Here is a 266-nt window from a genome sequence, read left to right as displayed (position 1 = left end):
GCCTGCTGGAGTTCAGTACGGACTTATTCAGAAAAGAAACGGCTGAAGCACTTGCCGGACGCCTGCTTCTTCTGCTCGAAGATGCCGTATCACATCCGGATAAACCGATCGGAAGCTTAACCATTCTTACTGATGAAGAGCGCCGGAAGCTTTTGCCGGTTAAACGGGCAAAACAGCATATTCAGCCTCGGCAGACACTGCCTGAACTGTTTGAAATACAGGCCGCCGCAAAATCGGATGAAACGGCGGCAGTACTTGAAGAGAGC

At 51.1% G+C, this 266-nt stretch carries 1 protein-coding gene; it reads left to right on the top strand.

The annotated features are described in order from the left end of the window. Positions 1-266: condensation domain-containing protein (locus tag SB658_RS24485; protein ID WP_410602976.1), on the top strand; the 266-nt coding region annotated here is incomplete at both ends.

Source organism: Bacillus sp. SIMBA_008 (assembly GCF_046535495.1).
Classification (GTDB): domain Bacteria; phylum Bacillota; class Bacilli; order Bacillales; family Bacillaceae; genus Bacillus; species Bacillus subtilis.
This window is presented reverse-complemented; position numbering and strand designations above follow the sequence as displayed.